Source organism: Staphylococcus simulans, assembly GCF_002902285.1.
Lineage (GTDB): Bacteria > Bacillota > Bacilli > Staphylococcales > Staphylococcaceae > Staphylococcus > Staphylococcus simulans.
Genome location: NZ_PPRU01000045.1, coordinates 1 through 22,535, shown reverse-complemented (window position 1 = coordinate 22,535; position 22,535 = coordinate 1). Strand labels below are relative to the sequence as shown.

At 36.0% G+C, this 22,535-nt stretch carries 13 protein-coding genes; 2 read left to right on the top strand and 11 right to left on the bottom strand.

Translation table 11 applies throughout. The features are described 5' to 3' along the window. Positions 1–93: 93 nt before the first annotated feature. The 4 genes from lepB (CD112_RS10385) to CD112_RS10370 form a co-directional block, all read right to left on the bottom strand. Positions 94–660, bottom strand: coding sequence for a signal peptidase I (gene lepB, locus CD112_RS10385; RefSeq protein ID WP_002481872.1), 567 nt, complete (start codon positions 658–660; stop codon positions 94–96). A gap of 16 nt (positions 661–676) precedes the next feature. Continuing rightward, positions 677–1,201 carry a signal peptidase I gene (lepB, locus tag CD112_RS10380; protein ID WP_023015794.1) on the bottom strand — a complete coding sequence of 175 codons (525 nt, stop codon included), beginning with the start codon at positions 1,199–1,201 and terminating at the stop codon, positions 677–679. Between the two features lie 15 nt (positions 1,202–1,216). After that, the gene (locus CD112_RS10375) at positions 1,217–1,780 is read right to left on the bottom strand and encodes a TVP38/TMEM64 family protein (protein WP_103364267.1); all 564 of its coding nucleotides are present in this window, start codon (positions 1,778–1,780) and stop codon (positions 1,217–1,219) included. A gap of 127 nt (positions 1,781–1,907) precedes the next feature. Then, positions 1,908–3,239, bottom strand: coding sequence for a glucose-6-phosphate isomerase (locus tag CD112_RS10370; RefSeq protein WP_103364266.1), 1,332 nt, complete (start codon positions 3,237–3,239; stop codon positions 1,908–1,910). 333 nt (positions 3,240–3,572) lie between these two features. On the opposite strand from CD112_RS10370, the gene CD112_RS10365 reads away from it, so the two are divergent. Together CD112_RS10365 and argH are read left to right on the top strand one after the other, a co-directional pair. Then, a complete protein-coding gene (locus CD112_RS10365) occupies positions 3,573–4,775 on the top strand; it encodes an argininosuccinate synthase (RefSeq protein ID WP_002481868.1) in 1,203 nt (400 codons plus the stop codon). Beyond that, a complete protein-coding gene (gene argH / locus CD112_RS10360; protein ID WP_103364265.1) occupies positions 4,768–6,141 on the top strand; it encodes an argininosuccinate lyase in 1,374 nt (457 codons plus the stop codon). The genes CD112_RS10365 and argH overlap by 8 nt, the downstream gene beginning before the upstream one ends. 131 nt (positions 6,142–6,272) lie before the next feature. Here argH and CD112_RS10355 read toward each other — a convergent pair whose 3' ends face one another. From CD112_RS10355 to CD112_RS13645, 7 genes are all read right to left on the bottom strand, one after another. After that, the gene (locus CD112_RS10355) at positions 6,273–7,517 is read right to left on the bottom strand and encodes a Glu/Leu/Phe/Val family dehydrogenase (protein ID WP_002481866.1); all 1,245 of its coding nucleotides are present in this window, start codon (positions 7,515–7,517) and stop codon (positions 6,273–6,275) included. A 109-nt stretch (positions 7,518–7,626) separates the two neighbouring features. Continuing rightward, entirely contained in the window at positions 7,627–8,817 is a 1,191-nt protein-coding gene (locus CD112_RS10350; RefSeq protein WP_103364264.1) for an ornithine--oxo-acid transaminase, read from the bottom strand. A gap of 190 nt (positions 8,818–9,007) precedes the next feature. Continuing rightward, complete coding sequence (gene pruA / locus CD112_RS10345; RefSeq protein ID WP_002481864.1) at positions 9,008–10,552, bottom strand: L-glutamate gamma-semialdehyde dehydrogenase; 1,545 nt, start codon at positions 10,550–10,552, stop codon at positions 9,008–9,010. Between the two features lie 262 nt (positions 10,553–10,814). Next, positions 10,815–11,942 carry an NADH-dependent flavin oxidoreductase gene (locus CD112_RS10340; RefSeq protein ID WP_103364263.1) on the bottom strand — a complete coding sequence of 376 codons (1,128 nt, stop codon included), beginning with the start codon at positions 11,940–11,942 and terminating at the stop codon, positions 10,815–10,817. 153 nt (positions 11,943–12,095) lie between these two features. After that, positions 12,096–12,482 (bottom strand): S1 domain-containing post-transcriptional regulator Ygs, encoded by a 387-nt coding sequence (gene ygs / locus CD112_RS10335; RefSeq protein ID WP_002481862.1) that lies wholly within the window; start codon positions 12,480–12,482, stop codon positions 12,096–12,098. Between the two features lie 244 nt (positions 12,483–12,726). Continuing rightward, the gene (locus tag CD112_RS10330) at positions 12,727–21,159 is read right to left on the bottom strand and encodes a lectin-like domain-containing protein (RefSeq protein ID WP_103364262.1); all 8,433 of its coding nucleotides are present in this window, start codon (positions 21,157–21,159) and stop codon (positions 12,727–12,729) included. A gap of 471 nt (positions 21,160–21,630) precedes the next feature. Further along, positions 21,631–22,535: LPXTG cell wall anchor domain-containing protein (locus CD112_RS13645; protein WP_180991556.1), on the bottom strand; the 905-nt coding region annotated here is incomplete at its 5' end.

Below are 22,535 nucleotides of genomic sequence, written 5' to 3'. Positions count from 1 at the left end.
GTTTCGTGCTTCTTCCCTTATGAATGTAAAAAGAGTTGATACTTATTTTTGAATGAAAGTATCAACTCTTTTTCGTCTAATCTATCTTAACATTTAATTTTCTGCTGGATTGAAGTTCACTTTGAATTTCGTTAAAGGCCAGTAACGTAAGCTGACTTTACCGACAACTTGATCTTCTTTAATTAAACCGAATGAACGGCTATCTTTACTCACTTCACGGTTATCCCCAAGGACTAATAATTTTCCTTTTGGAATTTTATTTGTGCCATCTGAGTTAGGCAAGTTTTTAACTTGAAGCGTACCTGTGATTTCATCATAACTTTTATGTTTTTCATTATAATCTAAGTACGGTTCTTTTACTTTTTTACCATTTACATACAATACATCATGTTTATATTCTACACTGTCACCAGGTGTTCCGATGACACGTTTTACATAGTCGCTGTTTTTATCTGCATGGAAGACAATTACGTTACCTTTATCAAGACCGCCCATTTTAAAGCCGATCACGTTGACGATAACTTTTTCACCGTCTTTTAACGTCGGGAACATAGAATCTCCGCGTACAGTATAAGATTTAGCAACAAAATTATAAATCAATAAGATTAAAACCAATGCTATAGCTATGGCTATAATCCATTCTTTCAATTCTTTTTTCACTGTAAAAACACCTCAATTATTCATTAAATGAAATTTTAAAATCACGCCATGGATAATATCTTAAAAACACAGTCCCCACAATATCTTGCTGATGTATCGTTCCGAATTTTCTCGAATCGTTTAAATCAGAGCGATCATCATTCAATATTAAATAGTGTTTAGGTGCTAAGATATCTCCTTCTGAATGTTTAATATTGCGTAATGCTAGGGTTTGAATAGGATGTTGTACCTGATAACTTTCATGTACTTGTTGGTCATCTCGATACAATTGACCCGCTTTTATTTCGACAGACTCACCAGGTGTCCCAATGACTCGTCCAAAGTAGATACGTCCTTGATGACGATACATGATGATATCACTATTATGTATTTGGTTAAAAGTGGTTTGTACTTTACTGACCAAAATACGATCATCCTGATGCAATGCAGGTGACATCTGATTAGAATGTACCACTGCACCGATTAAGATAAAAGCTTGAATCAACATTACAATAATAATCGCAATTATCAAGGAAAGCAAATATTTTACAATTTTTCTCACTATTTATCTCCTTCGTTATTTTATAAAACGACGCTCCAACTTTCTGCTGATTACCCAAAGTCCAGCTAAAATCACAATCACTGACATGACACGAATCGGGCTTTCTAAAATGCTATGCATTTCTCTGCCTAAAATACCTGTTAAAGCCATCGCAATCAAGTTTGAGACAGCTAATATAATGAAGAAAGTCTGACGTTTCATTTGAGACAAGCCAGCCACCACATTCATTAAAGAACTTGGGGTAAATGGAAAGCACAATAAAATGAAAATAGGTGTCACACCTTGATGATTCACAAATCCCAAAAACTTTTGAACTTCTTTTCGTTCTTTGACTTTATCCATGAATTTAGTGTTCGCAAAATAACGTATGATTAAAAAAACAACGAAACTCCCTAAAAATGTGCCAAGCCATGAGATTATAATTCCTAAAAATAATCCGAATGTATCTACATTAACAAACACAAATACGAACATCGGTAAAATAGGAATAAATGATTCTAAAAACGGTAATAAAAACCCAAGTATATCCCCATATTCACCCATTGCTCGCATCCACTGTTCAATTTGATGTGCTGACATAACTCCACCTGTCTCTCATTCATCTTCGATTACTACTATTATATAGGGAACAGGTGTATTTTGAAACTAAAAAAAGAACTCCCATATTACTAGTCAGCAATATGAGAGTCTTATATTTATTTCAGAATTATAAACGTTCTTCTAATTCTTGTTTTTTATCTTCGTAACCTGGTTTACCAAGTAATGCGAACATATTTTGTTTATATGCTTCTACACCTGGTTGGTTGAATGGGTTAACACCTAATTGGTAACCGCTCATCGCACAAGCTAATTCGAAGAAGTATACTAAATAACCGAATGTTTCTGGATCAATGCTTGGCACTTTAACCACTAAGTTTGGTACTTCGCCGTCTGTGTGCGCAAGTAATGTACCTTCAAACGCTTTTGTATTTACTTCATCAATTGTTTTACCAGCAAGGTAGTTCAAGCCATCTAAATCATCTGCATCTTCTTCGATTGTAATATCGAATTTAGGATTTTCAACTTTAACCACTGTTTCGAATAAGAAACGACGGCCTTCTTGTACATATTGTCCTAATGAATGCAAGTCAGTTGTGTAGTTAGCACTTGAAGGATAGATACCTTTGAAGTCTTTACCTTCAGATTCGCCGTATAATTGTTTCCACCATTCATTGAAGTATTGTAATGATGGTTCATAGTTGATCAACATTTCAGTTGTATAACCTTTAGCGTATAAAATATTACGTAATGTCGCATATTGGTATGCGATGTTTTCAGATAAGTCATCTGATTTCAATTCTTCACGCGCTTTAGCAGCACCATCCATCATCGCTTGGATATCAATGCCTGCAGCTGCAATTGGTAATAAACCTACTGCTGTTAATACTGAATAACGGCCGCCTACATCATCAGGTACTACGAATGTTTCGTAACTTTCGTTTGTTGCTAATTGTTTTAAAGCACCTTTTTCTTTATCTGTAGTCGCAAAGATACGTGATTTTGCTTCTTCTTTACCGTATTTATCTTCTAATAACTGTTTAAAGAGTCTGAAAGCAACAGCCGGTTCAGTTGTTGTACCTGATTTAGAAATAACGTTGACTGAATAATCTTTACCGTCAAGGTATTCAATTAAATCATGTAAGTAAGTTGATGATAAGTGGTTACCCGCAAATACGATTTCAGGATATTCATCACTTGTTCTGAATGCTGAACTTAACATTTCAATCGCAGCACGCGCACCTAAATAAGAACCACCGATACCGATCACAACTAATACATCAGAATGTTCTTTGATGCGTTTAGCTGCTTCTAAGATACGAGAGAATTCTTCTTTGTCATAATCTACTGGTAAATCTAACCAGCCTAAAAAGTCGTTGCCTGCGCCTGTACCTTCGTGAATAACACGATGAATTGTTTTTACGATTTCTTGTTGTTGTGTTAATTCGTGTTCGTCAACGAATTTTAAAGCTTTACTATAGTCTAGCTCAATATGTGTCATTTGAACTGCCTCCTGCTTTTTGATTTCACTCATATTTTACTAAATTTCTGATAATACAATCAATAAAACTGTCTATGAAATTGAAGGACTCGTCTTAATTGTGAAAAAATCGTCATTTTTTACTATTTTTCTAGGAAATAAAGTGTTGTACATTCTATAGTTTTTATGAATTTTGCATACATTTAGAACAAGCCTTGCTGTCATAGGGTATAAATGAGTGAGATTTCATCTTTTTGTATATTTATGTAAAATAATGGTTTATTTCTCATCTTCAATCTGCTATGATAATAACATGTTAAAAAATTCAAACTATTCTAACGAGGTGTAAAGATTATGAAGGATAAAATCGTATTAGCCTATTCAGGCGGATTAGATACTAGTGTGGCAGTAAAGTGGCTGATCGATAAAGGTTACGATGTAGTTGCTTGTTGTTTAGACGTCGGCGAAGGAAAAGATTTAGATCAAGTTTATCAAAAAGCATTAGATATGGGCGCAGTAGAATGCTATATCATTGATGCGACTAAAGAATTCAGCGATGACTATGTTGCTTATGCAATTAAAGGTAATTTAATGTATGAAAACACATACCCAGTTGTTTCAGCATTATCTCGCCCATTAATCTCTAAAAAATTAGTTGAAATTGCTGAAAAAACAGATGCAGTAGGTATTGCACATGGCTGTACTGGTAAAGGTAACGACCAAGTACGTTTTGAAGTAGCCATCAAAGCATTGAACCCTAAATTGAAAGTATTTGCACCGGTACGTTCATGGGGTTGGAGTCGTGAGGAAGAAATTGATTACGCAATCAAAAATAACATTCCAGTACCAATCAACCATGACTCTCCTTACTCTATCGACCAAAACTTATGGGGCCGTGCCAACGAATGTGGTATTTTAGAAGATCCTTACGCAGCACCGCCTGCAGATGCATTTGATTTAACTCGAGAAATCGAAGATACACCAGATACACCTGATGAAATCGTTTTGAAGTTTGAAAAAGGAATTCCAGTAGAAGTCGATGGAAAAGCATATCCATTAGATGATTTAATTCTTTATTTAAACGACTTAGCAGGCAAACATGGTATCGGCCGTATTGACCATGTTGAAAACAGATTAGTCGGTATTAAATCACGTGAAGTCTACGAAACACCAGGCGCTGAAGTCATTCTGAAAGCACATAAAGCTTTAGAAACTATCACATTGACAAAAGATGTGGCACACTTCAAACCTGTGATTGAAAAACAATTCGCAGAACAAACCTACAATGGTTTATGGTTCTCACCTTTAACTGATTCATTAAAAGCATTTATTGATTCAACTCAAGAACATGTCAGCGGTGAAGTCCGTGTGAAATTATTTAAAGGTAATGCGGTTGTAAATGGCAGAAAATCTCCATATTCTCTATACAACAAAGAACTTGCGACATATACAAAAGAAGATGCCTTCAACCAAGAAGCAGCAGTAGGATTCATTGAAATTTACGGCTTGCCGACTGAAGTCAATTCTATGTTGCATGGGGGTTATTCACATGAGTAAAAAAGCCTGGGGCGGTCGCTTCCAAGCAGAACCTGAAGCGTGGGTAGATGCTTTTAATGCTTCTATTCACTTTGACCACCTATTAATAGATGAAGATATTCAAGGAAGTATTGCACATGCGACGATGCTTGCACAACAAGGCATCCTTACTTCTGAAGAAAGCGACACCATTATTAAGGGACTCCAGGACATCCAACAAGATTACCACGATGGTAAAGTTGAATTTACAGAAGCTTTAGAAGATATTCACTTAAACATCGAACATGAATTAATCGAACGTATCGGCCCTGTCGGCGGTAAATTGCACACTGGCCGCAGCCGTAATGATCAAGTCGCAACAGACATGCATCTCTATACAAAGAAAGCAGTCAAAGAAATCATTGAATTGATTCATTCTTTACAAGAAACGATTGTTTCACTTGCAGATAAACACGTCGATACGATTATGCCAGGTTATACGCACTTACAACGTGCACAGCCAATTTCTTTTGCACATCATGTCATGACTTATTTCTGGATGCTTGAACGTGATAAAGCCCGCTTTAACGATGCTTTAAAACGTATCGATATCAATCCATTAGGTGCTGCTGCTTTAAGCGGTACAACACATCCGATTGATCGTCAGAAAACACAAGAACTTTTAGATTTCGCATCACTTTATGAAAATAGTTTAGACGCTGTAAGTGACCGTGATTATATTGTCGAAACACTCAATGCGATTTCGCTTGTCATGATTCATTTATCACGTTTCTCTGAGGAAATTATTTTCTGGTCAACAGATGAAGCAAAATTCATCACTTTATCTGATGCATTTTCAACAGGTTCATCTATCATGCCGCAGAAAAAGAATCCAGATATGGCAGAATTGATTCGTGGCAAAACTGGCCGTACTACTGGCAATTTAGTCAGCATGCTGATGACATTAAAAGGTTTACCATTAGCTTACAATAAAGATATGCAAGAAGATAAAGAAGGTTTATTCGATGCGGTGCATACAGTCACAGGCTCATTACGTATCTTTGAAGGGATGCTCGCTACTTTGACTGTGAATACAGACCGTTTAAACGAAACCGTACACAAAGACTTCTCAAACGCAACAGAACTTGCAGATTATTTAGTGGAAAAAGATATTCCATTCCGAGAAGCACATGCGATTGTAGGACAAATTGTTTATTGGTGTATTCAACACGATTGTTATTTACTCGATGTGCCACTTGAAAAATATCAAGAATTCTCACCTACTATTGATGAAACGATCTATAGTTATTTAAAACCTGAAAATTGTTTGAAACGTAGAAAAAGTTACGGTTCAACAGGACAAGAATCCGTACGTCATCAAATTGAAGTCGCAAAAGCTTTATTATAATACGAAAAGCCATTACCCGAGCGTTATCAGGTAATGGTTTTTTCATTCGTTATGATTTATAAAATTAAAAGTAAAAAAAGACCCTACCAGTTTTCACTGATAAGGTCTTAATTTCGTTATGAGCTATAAATTTAAGCCCAACCACGATAGCGTGCTGCTTCTGCAGTACGTTTAATACCGATAATGTATGCTGCTAAACGCATGTCAATTTTACGGTTTTGTGCTAATTCATAAATATCATTGAATGCTGTGATTAATTTATCACGCATTTTTTCGTTTACTTCATCTTCTGTCCAGTAGTAACCTTGGTTGTTTTGAACCCACTCGAAGTAAGACACAGTTACACCGCCGGCACTCGCAAGTACGTCTGGTACTAATAAGATACCGCGTTCGTGTAAGATACGTGTTGCTTCTAAAGTTGTAGGTCCGTTTGCTGCTTCTACTAAGATATCCGCTTTAATGTTTGGTGCGTTATCTTTTGTAATTTGGTTTTCAATTGCAGCTGGAATTAAGATGTCGCAATCTAATTCAAAGAGTTCTTTGTTAGAAATTGTTTCTTCAAATAAGTTTGTTACTGTACCAAAGCTGTCTCTACGGTCTAATAGGTAATCGATATCTAAACCTTCTGGATCAGATAATGCACCGTATGCATCTGAGATACCGACAATCTTAGCGCCTTTATCAAATAAGAATTTCGCTAAGAAGCTGCCTGCGTTACCGAAACCTTGAATGACAATTCTTGCTCCATTTAAATCAAGGTTTTTAATTTTAGCCGCTTGTTCAATCGCAATAACTACCCCTAATGCTGTTGAACGGTCGCGTCCTTCAGAACCGCCAAGCACAATAGGTTTACCAGTGATAAATCCAGGTGAGTTGAATTTATCTAATGCACTATACTCATCCATCATCCAAGCCATGATTTGTGAGTTTGTCATTACGTCTGGTGCTGGTATATCTTTAGAAGGTCCAACAATTTGTGAAATTGCACGTACATAACCACGAGATAATCGTTCTACTTCATGAATACTCATTTCACGTGGGTCACAGATGATACCGCCTTTACCGCCGCCGTATGGTAAGTCGACAATACCGCACTTCATTGTCATCCACATTGATAATGCTTTTACTTCATCCACGTTAACGTTCGGATGGAAACGAACGCCACCTTTAGTAGGTCCGACTGCATCATTATGTTGTGCACGATAGCCAGTGAAAGTTTTAACAGTACCGTCATCCATTCTTACTGGAATACGAACTTCTAAAAATCTTAAAGGTTCTTTCACTAAATCATACATACCGTCATCAAAACCTAATTTATGCAAAGCTTCTTTGATAATTTGTTGTGTCGATGCCACTAAATTATTGTTCTCAGTCATAATCCTTCTCGCCTCTTTTTCCTAACAATGATTTCGCTTTCATTTGTATTGTAACATAAGCGCTACCTTTTTAAAGGGTTTTCATTCCTTTTGTTACAACTTTTTGAACTCAGCTGAAAACCTTCTTAATTCTCTCTAATGCGTCATCAATTTCTTCCTTAGAAATAATCAATGGCGGCGCAAATCGAATCACCGTTTCGTGTGTTTCTTTGCACAATAATCCTTGTTCTTTTAATGCTTCAGCATATGGTCTCGCATTCTCTTTCAGTTCTAAACCGATGAATAAACCACGACCACGTACCTCTTTAATAGCTGAGTGATCAATCTTTCTTAATTCTTCTTGGAAGTAATCACCGAGTTCTCTTGAACGTTCTGCGAGCTTTTCATCTACCAACACATCTAATGCCGCAATAGAAACTGCTGCAGCTAATGGATTACCACCGAATGTAGAACCATGTGAACCTGGTGTGAAGACATCTAACACTTCATGATCAGCTGCTACAGCTGAAATTGGCAGTACCCCACCGCCAAGTGCTTTACCTAAAATGTACACATCTGGTTTTACATCGTCCCAGTCTGTCGCAAACATTTTACCTGAACGACCTAAGCCAGATTGGATTTCATCCGCTATAAATAAGACATTGTGCTCATCTGCAAGTTCACGAATCGCTTTCATATAACCTTCAGGTGGTACATTAATACCCGCTTCACCCTGAATCGGCTCTACTAAAATCGCAGCTGTATTTTCGTTAATAGCTGCTTTTAATGCATCGACATCTCCGAAATCTACTTTTTTGAATCCCTCTAGTAAAGGACCATAACCGCGTTGATATTCCGCTTCAGAAGACAATGATACCGGCGCCATTGTACGTCCATGGAAGTTGCCGTTAAACGCAATAATCTCAGCTTTATCTGGATCAATACCTTTAACTTCATAAGACCAACGACGTGCAGCTTTAACCGCTGTTTCAACTGCTTCTGCACCTGTATTCATTGGTAAGATTTTTTCTTTGCCTGTTAATTCACTGACTTTCTCGTACCAGTCCCCTAAATTATCACTGTTGAACGCACGAGAAACGAGTGTCACTTTATCCGCTTGATCTTTTAGTGCTTGAATAATTTTAGGATGACGGTGGCCTTGGTTAACTGCTGAATAAGCCGCTAACATGTCCATGTATTTATTGCCTTCAGGATCTGTTACCCAAATACCGTCTGCCTCAGAAATGACAATTGGAAGTGGCGTATAGTTGCGCGCCCCATAGTGTTCTGTTTTTTTGATAATATCTTCTGTTCTTGTCATAAATGATTCCTCCTCTATATCCCTTTGTTTTTATTTTTCTTATAGAATGTCACTCCATTGTATAGTTTCCACACTTTAAAATATTTTTGAAAAAAATCACATTATAGATACCGCATAATGCGACTAGAGCTATAATGTGATTTGTGTTGCTTACTTCAATCTTCTTTCAAGTTGTTTATATTGTTATATTTTATAGGTGTTCAGATACTGTACGACCTTGTAGGTGAAGCACTAGATAGTCTGGGCCACCTGCTTTAGAGTCTGTACCTGACATTTTGAAGCCGCCGAATGGTTGGTAACCGACAACTGCACCTGTACAACCACGGTTGAAGTAAAGGTTGCCGACCATGAAGTCGCGACGTGCTTGTTCGAGTTTGAAGCGGTTATTAGAAATAACTGCACCTGTTAAACCGTATTCAGTAGCGTTCGCATATTCAATCGCTTGATCGAAGTCTTTCGCTTTACTGAAACCAACAACAGGTCCGAAGATTTCTTCTTGCATCACACGGCTGTCATAAGCTAAGTCCGCAAATACTGTCGGATATACAAAGTTTCCGACTTCATCGTCTACTTTACCGCCAGTTACTAAACGACCTTCATCTTCGCCGACTTTCAAGTAACTTTTAATTTTCTTCAATGCTTTCTCATCAATAACAGGTCCCATAAAGTTATTGTAGTCTGAAGCATCACCGACTGTTAAAGCTTCAGTTGCTTTTTGAACACGTTCTAATAAGTCATCGTAAATATCTTCTACTGCGATAACACGTGAACAAGCTGAACATTTTTGTCCAGAGAAACCGAATGCTGAGTAAACAATCGCATCAGTCGCAACATCTAAATCCGCTTCACTATCAACCACAATTGTGTCTTTACCGCCCATTTCTGCAATGACACGTTTCAAGTGGTTTTGACCTTCTTGGATTTTAGATGCTTTCTGCATAATGCTTGTACCGACATTTTTAGAACCTGTGAATGAAATTAAACCGACATCTTTATTTTCTACTAAGAAGTCACCGATATCACTAGAATCGCCAGGAATCCAGTTTACTACCCCTTTTGGAAGTCCTGCTTCTTCTAATACTTCCATAAATTTGTATGAAATAACCGGTGTGTTTGATGATGGTTTTAATAATACCGTATTACCTGTTACTACAGGTGCTACTGTTGTACCTGCCATAATCGCATACGCAAAGTTCCAAGGAGAGATAACGACAGAAACCCCGATTGGTAAATAATCAAATTGGTTGTATTCTCCTGGACGAGAGTTGACAGGTTTACCGTCTTTCAGTTCTAACATTTGACGTCCATAGTATTCCATGAAGTCAATCGCTTCTGCAGTATCAGCATCTGCTTCTTTCCATGGCTTACCGCCTTCTTTTGTAAGCAATGCTGAAAATTCGTGTTTACGACGACGTGTAATCGCAGCAGCTCTGAATAAAATATCTGCCCTGACTTCAGGAGCTACAGTACGCCATGTTTTAAACGCTTCTTTCGCCGCTTCTAATGCTTTTTCCGCTAATTCTTTATTCGCCTTAGAGACATAACCGATTGTCTCTTCTCTATTCGACGGGTTGAATGATCTTACTTTATCGTCTGTATAGATACGTTCACCATTAATAATGAGCGGATACTCTTTACCTAAGTCTTCTTCGACTTTTTTGAGCGCTTTTTCATAAGCCTCTCTGTTCTCTGCTTTTTGGAAATCTGTAAATGGTTCATGTTTGTACGGAATCATTTTTAATCCCCCTTTGTTTAATATTAAAAATGGTATAAGAAAGCCCTTACATTTCTAATAATTACATAAAACTCCTATGATGTAAAAGGAAAAATGCTTAAAATTACGAAAATTTAAAATAGTGTGATTGCGCAAGACTGTCACGACAGGAAAAAGAAGATTCTACACAAAAATTAAAAAAGACCACACGATTAATACGTGCAGTCTTATATATAAATCTTAAACTTTCATATAATATGATTTCATTTCACTTACCAATGAATTAATGTTCACCTTTTTCTGGTAATGGATAGAAACCATTATCAAATTGTTTCCATAAGTTTGGCGGTAAATTATGATTATCTTCACGAGTCGAATCAAAGTAAGAAATAATATCTTCTGTACGTCCTTCTTTAATCTTCTCAATGAATTCAGCATCTAACAAGATTTCTCGACCTAGCGCAATGAATTGTACACCTGTATTTAAAGCGTCTAGGGCCTCATCAGCGTTAAAGATTGAACCGATACCTACTAATGGGATTTTATCGTCAATCCACTCACGAATGAGCTCAATACGCGTTTTACCTTCATATTTGCCCTCTCTAGTTTTAGAGTGGATGTCCATCAGTGAAGCATGAAGATAATCTAGTGGTTTGCTAGATAAGTAACCTAATAATTCTTTAGTTTGTTCCATTTTAATGCCGTCTTCTTCTGGATCTTCTGGTGAGAAGCGGTAGCCGACAATAAAGTCTTTATCTGCGAATTTACGAACTGTGTTCAGCACTTCATCTACCACAGCAAGCGGATATTTATAAGGCTTGCTCCACTCATCTTGACGACGATTGTAGTGGCGTGAAACGAATTGGTGAATTAAATAATGGTTCGCACCATGAATTTCTACACCATCAAAGCCTGCTTCAATAACACGGCGTGTCGCTTCACCGAAAGCTTTGATTGTTTCTTCTATTTCTTCAGGTGTGATTTCACGCGCATGATGTTCTTCTTGTTGGCCGAAACTCTTCAATGAAATCGGACTTGGCGCTACGACATCTCCTTCTGGTGTTAAGTTAGGTAGAGATTGCGCACCAGCATGATGAATTTGTACAAGTGCTTTTGCGCCATTTTTCTTCATGACTTCAGCTAATTGTTTTAATCCTTCAATATCTGAGTCATGCGCCACTGAAGGCTGACCTGGGAAACCTTTACCAATGTCTGTCACATTACTCGCAGCACTGACACTGATTCCTACATCTTTAGAACGTAACTCCATATGTTTCAGCTCATCTTCTGAGATGGTACCATCTTCATTGGATGATACATGTGTCAATGGTGCAAGCACAAAACGATTTCTAATCTCTACTCCATTTGGCAGAGTATATGATTCAAACAATGGTTCATATTTCTTATCCATTTATACGTGCCTCCTAATTTATCTTTGTGCATTCATTTTAAAGCACCGATAAATAAATTAAAAAAGAATCGCTCAAATCATTTTGAAGACAAAATAAATAAAAGGCCAATATACCACATGCTTATCATGTCGTATATTGACCTTCATATGAGATTAGAGTTTATTTTCTCTAATCATTCTCTTAGACTGCGCAATCCAAACCGGTAAACGTTCTTCTAATGTTTGAAACCCGTATTTTTCGTTTTCTTTGATCTCATCCAAAACAGATTTTTTCTCTTTCTTACGTTCATAATTTTTAAAGTAGTCATTATCTTTTAATGACAAATTGAGTTTACCTTCTTCATCTATAGACAGTATCTTGGCTTTGACAATTTGTCCTTCAGATAAGAACCTATTTAAATTATGGACATAATCATTCATGATTTCTGATATATGAATGAGTCCTTCCGTGTTGTCAGGGGTTTCTACAAATGCGCCATAAGGTTGAATACCAGTCACTTTAACTTTTACGTGTTGTCCTGATTTATAGTGATTATTCAACTTAATAACCCCTTAATTTCGTATTATTTCTAACAATAACATCATAGCATAAATTAAAGAGGCTCACTAACCGTAACGGTATGATATTTTCGAATTTTTTGATTTATAGCGCAAATTTCACTGAAATAAATAAGATAAATCTCTACCTTAAAATTCCAATAAAAACACAAAAGCACCCCTGCTTTCGATATCAAATCGATCGCAGAGGTGCACACTTACTTAATCATTCTTTTGAAAGAACGGATTATTTTTCAGTGTTATCTTTGTCTTCATTTTTACGTTTTCTGAAGAACATCATTAAACCACCAATCGCAAACATTAATGAAGCATATTGTGGGTCGATAGATGAAACATCTTGACCTGTTTTTGGTAATGCTTTCGCTTTATTTTTGCCTGCATTTTCAGCTTTAGCTTTAGTTGCTTCAGCTTTTTCAGCTTTTGTACCTTCTTTTGTAGCTTTTGTAGCTTTAGATGTTTGTTTATCTTGTGCTTTCACATCAGATTTTGTATCAGATTTAGCTGTATTTGGTGTAGATTCAGTTGTTTTTCCTGTTTCTTTCGCAGGAGCTTTAACTTTTTCTAGACCATTCAATGCAGTTTCAACAGCTTTAGTTGCTTCTTTAATATCTTGAACAGAAACATTATCTGCTTTTTCAACAATGACTTTTCCATCTACAACTGCTTGATCTAATTTTTCAACAGATTCTGGAGTGTATTTAGATTTATCAATTGTTTCGGTTTTATCTAATGCTTTTTCAAGTTCAGCTAAAGCGTCTGCTTTGGCTTTCGCAACTGCATCTGCTTTATCTTGAACCTCTTTAGTTTCAAGTGCTTTTGCTAAATCAGATTGTGCTTTATCCACAGATTCTTGAGTCGCATTTTGATCTGCTTCAACAGTTACTGCTGTATCTAATGCGTCTTTTACTGCTTTGTCTTCTTTATCAGTCACGTTCAAATCTAAACCTTCAGCAGTTTCAATTACTTTTTCAAGTTCTGATTTATCTGCTTTAGTTACTAAGCTTGATTGTGTTGATTTCAAGACTTCTGTTGCTTTGACAACTTGTTCCACTGTTACAGATTCTGGATTGTTCACGATGCCTTGTGCCACCGCTTGTGCATCTTCGAATGGAGCAACGCTGTTTGGTGTGAAGTTATCTTTAACCACTGTTCTTGAGCTTGCAAGTTGTGCTTTCAACGCTTCTAACGCTTTGTTGAACGCTTGTACTTTTTCTTGGTCAGCTTTGTCTTGAGCTGCTTTATTTTCAAGCGCTTTTGCTAAATCAGATTGAGCTTTGTCGACTTCTTCTTGTGTTGCGTTGAAGTCTTCTTGTACTTTGATTGCTTTATCTAAAGCATCTTGAACCGCTTTGTCTTCTTTATCATTAACGTTCAATTCAGTATTTTCTGCTGTGTCGATCACTTTATCAAGTTCAACTTTGTCAGCTTTTTCTACTAAATGTTTTTGCGCTTCTTTCAAGTCTTGTGTTGTTTTATTGATTTCTTCAACTGTTTTACCAGCAGAATTTTTCACGATAGCTTGACCTGTTGTTTCAGCTTTAGTTAATGGTTCTACACTGTTTGGAGTATATGCATATTTATCGATTGAAGCTACTTTTTCAAGTTCTTTTTTCAATACTTCTAATGCAGCATTCACTTGATCAGCTTTATCTTGAGTTGCTTTAGTTTCAAGTGCTTTTGCTAAATCAGATTGAGCTTTGTCGACTTCTTCTTGTGTTGCATTCAAGTCTTCTTGAACTTTGATAGCTTTGTCTAAAGCATCTTTGACTGCTTTATCTTCTTTATCATTTACGTTCAATTCAGTATTTTCTGCTGTGTCGATGACTTTATCAAGTTCAACTTTGTCAGCTTTTTCTACTAAGTGTTTTTGTGCTTCTTTCAAGTCTTGTGTTGCTTTATTGATTTCTTCAACTGTTTTATCAGCAGAATTATTTACAATAGTTTGACCTGCAGTTTCAGCATCTGTAACTGGTTTAACACTATTAGGAGTGTAGAAGTCTTTGTCGATAGTTTTTACTTTTTCAAGTTCTGCTTTCAATGCATCAAGCGCTTTGTTGAATGCGTCTACTTTATCTTGAGTTGTTTTAGCTTTTACTGCATTTTCAAGATCAGTTTTAGCTTTATCAACTGTTTCTTGTGATGCGTTTTGATTTGCTTGAACTTCTTTAGCAGTATTTAATGCATCTTGAACCGCTTTATCTTCTTTATCAGCTGGATTAAGCTCTAAAGTTTCTGTAGTTTTAACAACTTTATTCAATTCTTCTTTATTTGCTTTAAGTTCAAGTTTATTTTGAGCATCAGTAATTGTTTGTGCTGCTTGTTTCAACTCTTCAACAGTCTTAGTAGCATCAGCACGAGCTGTTTCACCAGCTTTAACAGCTTCTTCTAATGGAGTGACTGTGTTTGGTTTGTATTCATCTTTAAATACTGAGTTTGCTTCTTTAATAGCTTTTGTTAAAACATCTAAAGCATCTTGACGTTCTTTTGCAGCAATCGCATTGTTAATTGCTTTTGTTGCGTTAGCAACTTGTTCTTGTGTTACATTGTGATCTTCGTTAACAGCTTCACCTGCTGTTACTGCATCTTGAACGGCTTTGTCTTCTTTGTCAGTTGCAACTAAATCACCTAAAGTTTTTGCTTTTTCAAGTGCTTTCACAAGTTCTGTTTTATCTGCTTTTTGAACTAAAGCTTTTTGTAAATCTTTCAATTCTTGTGTGACAGCTTTGATTTCTTCAGTAGTTTTAAGTTCAGGAATTGTAACAATTGCGTTGCCTAAAACTTCTTTGTCGGCTAAAGGTTTCACACTGTCTGGTGTGTAGTCTTTATAGTCTAATTTACCGACTTTTGAAAGTTCTGCTTTCAATTCATCAAGCGCTGCTTTTTTAAGTGCGTCAAGTTCGTCTTGAGTTTTCTTAGCTGCAACGGCTTGATCAAGTTCAGTTTTAGCTGTATTTACAGCTTCTTGACTCGCATTGTCGTCAGCTTGAACTGTTTTTGCTTTATCTAAAGCATCTTGGACTGCTTTATCTTCTTTATCATTTGTATCAAGCGCACCTAAATTTTCAGCTGTTGTCACAGATGTGTTCAACTCTGTTTTGTCTGCTTTTTTATCTAATGCATTTTTAGCATCAGTGATGGCTTTTGTAGCTGCTTTTAATTCTTCAACTGTTTTAGTTGCGTCATCTTTCGCAGTTTCACCAGCTGTGACTGCTGTTTCAAATGGTGTTACTGTATTTGGTTTATAGTCATCTTTGTTGACTGTTTTTGCGTCTGTGATGGCTTTATTCAATTCATCTAAAGCATCTTGACGTTCTTTTGCGGCAACTGCATCATTGATTGCTTTTATAGCTTTTTCAACTTGTTCAACTGTTGCATTGTCATCAGCTTTAACAGTATTACCTGCTTCTACAGCATCTTGAACCGCTTTATCTTCTTTATCTGTTGCTGCTAAATCAGTGAAAGTATTCGCTTTATCAAGTGCTTTTTGTAATTCTGTTTTATCTGCTTTTTTCACAAGAGCATTTTGGGCATCTTTCAATGCTTGAGTTGCTTGATTAATTTCTTCAGTTGTTTTAGCTTCAGGTGTTGCAACAATATCATTACCAGCAGTTTCTTTTTCAGTTAATGTTGTGACTGTGTTTGGAGTATATACAGTTTTATCTACTGCTTTCACTTTATCAAGTTCTGCTTTTAATGCATCTAAAGCTTCTTGTTTAGCTTGTGCATCTTTCGCGTCTTGATCTTTCTTAGCATTGACTGCATTATCCAATTCAGTTTTAGCTGTATTCACTGCTTCTTGTGTTGCATTTTGATCAGCTTGAACTGTTTTTGCTTTCTCTAAAGCGTCTTGGACTGCTTTATCTTCAGCATCTTTAGTATCAAGTGCACCTAAGTTTTCAGCTGTTGTAACAGATGTGTTCAATTCTGTTTTATCCGCTTTTTTATCTAGTGCATTTTTAGCATCAGTAATGGCTTTTGTAGCTGCTTTGATTTCTTCAACTGTTTTAGTTGCGTCATCTTTTGCAGTTTCACCAGCTGTGACTGCTGTTTCGAATGGTGTTACTGTATTTGGTTTGTAGTCATCTTTATTGACTGCTTTTGCGTCATTTATAGCTTTAGTTAACTCGTCTACAGCATCTTGACGTTCTTTTGCGACAATCGCTTCATTGATTGTTTTAACTGCGTTAGCAACTTCTTCAGTAGTCGCATTACCGTCACCATTTACTTTTTGACCTGCAGTAACTGCATCTTGTAATGCTTTGTCTTCTGCATCATTAGGATTTAAATCACCATATGCAATTGCTTTATCTAAAGCATTGCCAAGTTCAGTTTTATCTGCTCTTTCTTTCAAAGCATTCACTAATTCTTCAATTTGTTTTGCTTTCGCAAGTGTTGCTGGTGTATCAGCAGATGGTGGGTTGTTGATGATTTTTTGTCCTTCAGTAATTGCAGTTTTTAACGGTTCATACGTATTTGGTGTATATTTCGCTTCATTAAGTTGCTCAGCTTTATTTACAGCTGATTTTAAAGCTTCAATCGCGTCTGCTGCTTTTTTGTTATTGATTTCATCTTCAAGATTCCAAGTTGCTGTTTTGATTTCTTCAGGTGTCGCATTTGGATTATTTTTAACAGTTTCAGCTGCATTTAAAACATTTTTCAATAATTGATCTGTATTAGAATCAGTTAAAGGTTCTAAAGCTTTCGCTTCAGTAATTGCTGTATCTAATTTTGATTTATCTGGTACAAGTTGTGCAGTAGCATCTTGAACTGCTTTAGTCGCATTGTTCAATGCTTCAACTGTTGATGTGTTATCGCCAGCTGCTGTTTTACCCGCTTTTACTGCTGTATCAAATGGTTTAACAGAATCAGCAGTATAATCTGTTTTATCTACTTTGGCAGCATCTTCTAATGCTTTATTCAATTGATCTAAAGCATCTTGATGCGCTTTTGTAGCAACAGCATCATTGATGGCTTTTGTTGCATCTGCTACTTGTTGTGGTGTTGCATTGTCATCTTTGTTGACTGTTTGTGCAGCATCAATAGCATCTTGGACTGCTTTATCTTCTTTATCAGTTGGTTCTAAACCAGTAATAGCTTTTGCAGTATCAAGTGCTTTTTGTAAATCAGTTTTGTCTGCTTTTGGAACTAAAGCATTTTGAGCGTCTTTCAATGCTTTTGTTGCGGCATTGATTTCTTCAGTTGTTTTAGTATCCGGTGCATCAGCAATGGCTTGGGCTGCTGTTTGTTTTTCAGTTAATGGTGTCACTGTATTTGGTGTATATGTTGCTTTGTCTAAAGCTTTAACTTTATTCAATTCATCATTTAATGCATCGAGGGCTGCTTTTTTTGCAGCTGCATCTTTAGCGATTTGATCATCTTGAGCTTTTTTAGCTGTAATCGCAGTATTCAAATCATCTGTAGCTGTTTTAACTTGATCAGCTGTTGCATCACCATTTGTATTAACCGCATTTGCTGCTGCTAATTTATCTTGTAATGCTTTATCTACAGGATTATTTGGATTTAGATTGTTATAACCATTAGCTGTGTTAATTGCTGTTTTAAGTGCTGTTTTATCTGCTTGAGGAACTAATACATTTTGTGCATCCTCTAATGCATTTGTAGCTGCTTTAATCTCAGCAATTGTTTTAGAACCTGGTGAACCTAAAATAGTTTTAGCATTTGTCAAAGCTTCAGTAAACGCTTTTTTACTACTTGTTGTAAATTGAGCTGGGTCAATAGTTTCAACATACTCTAATGTTTTTCTTAATTCATCTAAAGCATCTTCTTTATCCAATTCATCTTGTAAATTTTTAGCTGCTATCGCATTATCTAAATCAGTTTTCGCTTTATTAACTGCAGGTTGATCGATATTTAAATCACCTTGAACAGTTTTAGCAGTTTCTAATGCTGTTTTAAGCGCATCATCTTCAGGATCTCCAGCCTCTAATGGTTGAAGAGCTTCTGCTGTTGTAATAGATTGATTCAATGCTGCTTTATCTGCTCTTGGAACTAATGCATTTTTAGCATCTTTAATAGCTTTTGATGCATCAGTAAATTGTGCATTCGAACCATTTTCAGGTTGACCAGCTAATGTGCCACCCGCTGTTACTTTTGCTTCATATGCTTCAACACTTTTTGGTGTATAGCTATCTTTATTTACAGTGGCTGCATCTGCTACTGCTGCTTTCAAATCTTTAAGTGCAGCATTAGGCTGAACAGTAATATTAAATGTTGAAGTAGCTGGTTCACTCGCTTCTTGTGTTGCTGTAACTGTAACATTAAATGTTCCTTCAGCTGTTGGCGTACCTGTAATTTGTTTTGTAGCCGCATCAAACGATAAACCTGCTGGTAGACCCGTTACTGCTACAGTTGGAGCTGGATTTAAATCCCCTTCAACATTTACAGCGATTGGAGTAATTGGTGTATAAGCTTCGCCTGTTTGTGCATTGATTGGTGTGATTGTAGGTGCTTGAGCTCCTGCTACAGAAATTTTAAATGTTTTAGTAGTTGTATTCCCAGCCATATCTGTTGCTGTTACTTCAACAGTTGCATCTCCAGGTGTTGTTGGAGTACCTGTAATTTGTTTTGTTGTTTCATTAAATGATAAACCAGTTGGTAAACCTGTAACTGCTATTGTGTCAAAGTGTCCACTATTATCCGTAATATCCAAAGTGATTGGTGTAATAGCTTCTGAAACATTTGTAGTAACATCTGTAACCTCTGCGATTGTAGGATTTTGAATATCAACGACTGTATAAACAAGTTGTTGTGCATCATTTTCTAAAATGACAGTTTCAGCAATTCCATCGTAACCATTTGCATGAGCTTCATCTCTGACTTTTTCGGGCCCAAATTCATAACCTTTCTCAGCTAAATATTCAGCGTGATCTTTTAATGTGATTTTTTCGTTAACATCGCCCGCAGTACGAAGAGGTTTATCAATTGCTTCTTCTGTATCGTCATCAATAAAGTATTCATCTAATACAGCTGAAGCTGTAAATCTGAACTCATCTAATTTGATTTGTTGTAAATTATAATGATCTGTAGTTGAAGCTACAATTGAAAAAGCAAATGAATCTTTACGTGAATAGTTAATATAGTCTTGAATGTTTTGAGTCCATGTTTGCGTACCATACGTAATTGTCATCACTTTAGTTGTACCATTATAATTAAATTTAAAAGGTACTAATTGATTGTTTGGTTGTTCTTTTAATAAAGCCGCATTTCCTGAAGCATTTGGATTTATTATTACAGTATTAACTAGACCTGTGTCTGTAGTGTAAATAAATGCGCCAAAAGCACCTTTATTCTCAAATTGAATAGTATCCGAAAATGCTTTGCTTTTATCATCATTAGCCTTGTTAACAAATGTATCTAATTTAAAACCAAAACTAGATGATTCGCCACCAATACCAAACCCTTGCCCTGTTAACCCAAGGGTATAGGTCTTACCTGGGTTGAATGTAATTGCTAGACCTTCTCCACCAGTTACTCCATCTTTTGGATGAGCTTCATATTTATCACCAAGATTAACCGCTCCAGAAAAACTGAAATCTTTAGTTAAATTTAGTTTAAAATCTAAAGACATAGCTCCACTTTTGTTCGCTTCATTAGTCGTTAATGTTACAACACCGCTTTGAGAATCATAAGTTGCATCATTTAATGTTTTAAAATATTCACCAAAATTTTCTTTAGTTACAACAATTTCTTGGCTTGCAGCTTCTTCAAGATCAAATGCTCTTGTTGAATAACCTGAAGCTTCTTCACCTGTTCTTGGTAAAGTTGCTTGAGGGCTAAATAAGTCTTTTTGAGCTGATGCTTCTTCAAGTAAGAGTCTTAATACTTCTGATTTTAATTGTTCTGGTGTTAAGTCCGTAGTATCAATAACTGCTAGAACTGCATCCACTTTGGCACTGTCATAGTCATTACTCAAGTCTGCTTTTACTTTTTCTACTTTTTGTTCTGGAGACAATACAGATGTTTCAGTTACTGTTTCAACCGCTTTTTCTACTGCTGGCTCAGTTGCAGGAGTAACTACTGATTCAGGAGCTTCTTCCTTGTTTTCAACAACAGGTTCTGATGCTTTCTCAACAGTTGCTTCTGCTTTCACTGGTTCAGCTTCAGTAGAAGGTGTTTCTTTTGTTTTTTCAACAGTTGTTTCTGTTGATTCTTTTGAATTTTCAGTTTTTTGCGTTTGAATTGACTCTTCTTTTTGTTCAACTGCTTGTGCTGCTGCTTTAGCTTTTTCAACTATAGCGTGGACAGTTGATTCTGAGTCTGCTTGTTGTACTTCTAGAGTATAACTGTCAACTTCTTCTTTGTTTAAATTTTTAAGTGAAGTAATCTCTGTAGTAGCTTGTTTTTTAACTTCTTCTAATGCATTTTGCGTTTGTGCTTTATTATCAGTTTGCTGTTGTGTAGCATCAACTGTTTTTTCAAGTGACGTTTTGTTATTTTCCTCAGGTGCTTGTTGTGTCGTACTACTATCATTAGAAGCCTCTACAACTGTATTGTTATCGTTTATATTCTCTGCTGCTTTGGCTTCGCCGCTATGACCTAAGAATAATAGAGATCCGATTAGAATAGATGCTGTGCCTACAGTAAATCTTCTAATAGAGTATCTATTTCTTAAGATAGGCAAAAAGTCCAATTTTTTCATATGATGTCCTCCGATACTAGTATATTTCTACTACATCTTTATTATAATATTGTATTGCCCAATTGTATATGATATAAATTTTATGTTTTAGTAGTAAAATATCGTTAAATTCATTCTTTTTTATTTGGGAAAACAATGCAAAATTCATATAGATTGTTGAAAACACAGGCGTGAATACATACCTCTGTTATCAAAACCGACCATTCCTCTCACATTTAAGGTTCTAAACCATATATTTTAACTCAGTTTTTTAATTTCATTTTTACAATTATGTAATGAGAACTTAATAGACAGAAACATAAATCTGTTAAAAGTACATAAAATCAATGTAGCCTTGTCATATAAATAATTCATATTGATGCATTCTTCAAAACTTAATAAAAAGCAAACACCCCTAGCTGGAGATTATTCCAACTAGGGGTGAATACTTTCTCAAATCTTTTACTGTTTAGTGCTCAAAAGTTGATTTGATTATTTTTCTGTATTATCTTTATCTTCTTTTTTACGTCTGCCGAACAATGCCATTAAACCACCAATTGCTAACATTAATGTAGCATATTTAGAATCTGCTGGAGTTTCTTGACCTGTGTTTGGTAATACTTTGGCTTTATTTGCTTTAGTTTGTGCTTTTGAACCTTCTGATTTCTTAACTGCTTTATCAGATGTTCTTTCAACTGATTTACCTGATGTTGATTTAACTTTATCAGTTTCTTTTTCAATTTTAGGAGCTTTAATAACTTCTAAAGCTTTTAATGCATCTTCGATAGCTTTTGTTGTTTCTTGAATATCTTTGATTGATACCTCTTTAGAATTTTCAACAATCGCTTTACCAGTATTCACTGATACATCTAATTTTTCTACTGATTCAGGTGTGTATTTAGTTTTATCTGTTGATTGTGCTTTATCTAAAGCATTTTGTAATTCAGCTAATGCATCAGCTTTATCTTGAGTTGCTTTAGCTTCGATTGCTTCGTTCAACGCATCTTTAGCAGCGTCTACTTCTGTTTGTGTCGCATTAGCATCTGCTTGTACTGCTTTTGCTTTGTCTAACGCATCTTGTACGGCTTTATCTTCTTTATCAGTCGGATCTAATGTTAAACGTTCCGCATCATTAATTGATTTATCAAGTTCTGTTTTATCTGCTTTCGCAACTAAACCTGCTTGCGCATCTTTCAACGCTTGTGTAGCTGCTTTGATTTGATCAACAGTTACAGATTCCGGATTATTCATAATACCTTGTGCAACTGCCATTGCGTCAACTAATGGTTCAACACTATTAGGAGTAAACTCAGCCTGATTGATAGCTTTCGCTTTTTCAAGTTCTGCTTTCAACGCTTCAAGTGCTGCATTGACTGCATCTGCTTTATCTTGAGCAA

Bases quoted from the DNA above. Each gene is read 5' to 3' on its own strand.
- CD112_RS10370 (WP_103364266.1), bottom strand. From the start codon at position 3,239: ATGACACATATTGAGCTAGACTATAGTAAAGCTTTAAAATTCGTTGAC.
- CD112_RS10375 (WP_103364267.1), bottom strand. From the start codon at position 1,780: ATGTCAGCACATCAAATTGAACAGTGGATGCGAGCAATGGGTGAATAT.
- pruA (WP_002481864.1), bottom strand. From the start codon at position 10,552: ATGATTCCGTACAAACATGAACCATTTACAGATTTCCAAAAAGCAGAG.
- CD112_RS10350 (WP_103364264.1), bottom strand. From the start codon at position 8,817: ATGACAAGAACAGAAGATATTATCAAAAAAACAGAACACTATGGGGCG.
- CD112_RS10340 (WP_103364263.1), bottom strand. From the start codon at position 11,942: ATGGATAAGAAATATGAACCATTGTTTGAATCATATACTCTGCCAAAT.
- CD112_RS10365 (WP_002481868.1), top strand. From the start codon at position 3,573: ATGAAGGATAAAATCGTATTAGCCTATTCAGGCGGATTAGATACTAGT.
- CD112_RS10355 (WP_002481866.1), bottom strand. From the start codon at position 7,517: ATGACTGAGAACAATAATTTAGTGGCATCGACACAACAAATTATCAAA.
- CD112_RS10330 (WP_103364262.1), bottom strand. From the start codon at position 21,159: ATGAAAAAATTGGACTTTTTGCCTATCTTAAGAAATAGATACTCTATT.
- argH (WP_103364265.1), top strand. From the start codon at position 4,768: ATGAGTAAAAAAGCCTGGGGCGGTCGCTTCCAAGCAGAACCTGAAGCG.